Origin of the sequence: Phytobacter sp. V91 (assembly GCF_965644225.1) — a bacterium.
GTDB lineage: Bacteria > Pseudomonadota > Gammaproteobacteria > Enterobacterales > Enterobacteriaceae > CBFFRJ01.
Genome location: NZ_CBFFRJ010000265.1, coordinates 1 through 1522, shown reverse-complemented (window position 1 = coordinate 1522; position 1522 = coordinate 1). Strand labels below are relative to the sequence as shown.

The window sequence follows — 1522 nt, the reverse complement described above, 5'->3', positions numbered from 1 at the left end:
ACAGCTCAGCTAAGGTAAGGCTAATACAGATAAGGACTCCACTGAACCCCACCGATTAAATCGCACCTTCCTTAAGATCCTGCTTATCAATGAATTGACGTTATTCGTATTGCCACTTCTCTGCTGGCGGTTGCAAACCCGATTTTCCAGTGGCATAGATATAAAAAGCATCATGAATATTGCGTTACTTTTAATGCCGGGGTTAAGCGGTAAATCAGGGGTGAAAAAAGCTGCATGAGCAAAGGTAAAATTATTGTTGCATCAATGATGTTGTTTTGTGTTTTATGCTTTGCGGCCGTCGCCGTTTATTTCTTGCTGATCAAAAGTAATAACGCCCAGCCGACCGGGCAGCAGCAAAAGGCCGCTATTCTTCAGGTAGCGGGTCTGAGTAACGGAAAGGAAGATGAGCGTACGCTGGCGGCGCTGTTTGAAAAGCGGATTATTGCCCGCCAGGTTGATTTAGACCGCGGCGTGCTGTTGCCCGCCGGCCCCCGACAGAATGTGCAGCCATCCTGCACGACGCTCAGCGCAGACCAGGATCCGGCGCAGGTTCGCCAGCGTTGCAGCATCGCGGATATCTACCTCGTACAAAATAATGTTCATGAGATACAGCAAATTATCCTGCCCATCTCCGGCAAAGGGGCAAAGTCGATGATGCACGCGTTTATTGCTCTGGCCCCCGATGGCCGTACGGTGAAAAACCTTTTCTACTATGAACAAAACGAGACTCCGCTGCTGGGCGCTAAGGTGGAAGATCCGCAGTGGTTGCAGCAGTGGCCGGGGAAAAAGGTATTAAACGATGCGGGCCAACCGGCGCTGCAAGTCGTGCAAGAGAGCGCTGGCCCTCATGATGAGTACAGCGTTGACGGCATCACCGGCGCCACCATGACCTCAACGGGGGTGGAAAAAAGCATTAATTTCTGGATGGGCGATCGCGGTTACGGCCATTTTCTTCAGCGCGTTATCCGTGATAATAAATTATTATCAGGCTAAGTTTTTCATTCGGCAGAGAAGTTAATAAATTGTATTTATACCCGTGATCATTGATACTGCTTGATTTCATGCTCTCAGGGGATCATGCTCAGACCATGAATATCAGACTCACACCTGAACAGATTGCAGCACTTGAGGCTCAGCACCGACAAAGTCGTGACCGCCGCGTCTGCGACAGAATTCGCTGCGTACTTCTTTCTGCTCAGGGCTGGTCAACGGCCATGATTGCTCAGTCTCAGCTCATTCACGAGACTACTGTTCTGCGCCATATTGCCGATTATCTTCATGAGGGTAAACTGACCTCTGACAACGGTGGCTCACAGGAGCACCTCACTTCTGTACACTCAGCAGAACTGATTTGTTTGCTGACCACAGATGTCCATGCGAGCACAGCCAGTATCGTTGCCCTTGTCAGGGAACGGTTTGGTGTGTCTTACTCCATTCCCGGTATGAACAAGTGGCTTCACCGCCATGGTTTTTCCTGGAAAAAGCCGACAGGCGTTCCGCATAAGTTCAGCGAAGAGAAACA

General features: G+C 50.0%; 2 protein-coding genes. Both read left to right on the top strand.

Translation table 11 applies throughout. The annotated features are described in order from the left end of the window. Window positions 1-234 precede the first annotated feature (234 nt). Window positions 235-993: an NADH:ubiquinone reductase (Na(+)-transporting) subunit C gene (gene nqrC, locus ACSZO4_RS25510; protein ID WP_437891875.1), complete on the top strand. Its 759-nt coding sequence runs from the start codon at window positions 235-237 to the stop codon at window positions 991-993. Window positions 994-1088: 95 nt separating this feature from the next. Further along, window positions 1089-1522, top strand: a 434-nt coding sequence (locus tag ACSZO4_RS25505) for a helix-turn-helix domain-containing protein (RefSeq protein ID WP_437891874.1), incomplete at its 3' end; no start/stop codon positions are given.

Excerpts from the sequence above, each read along its gene's own strand:
- nqrC (WP_437891875.1), top strand. The coding sequence starts at position 235 with ATGAGCAAAGGTAAAATTATTGTTGCATCAATGATGTTGTTTTGTGTT.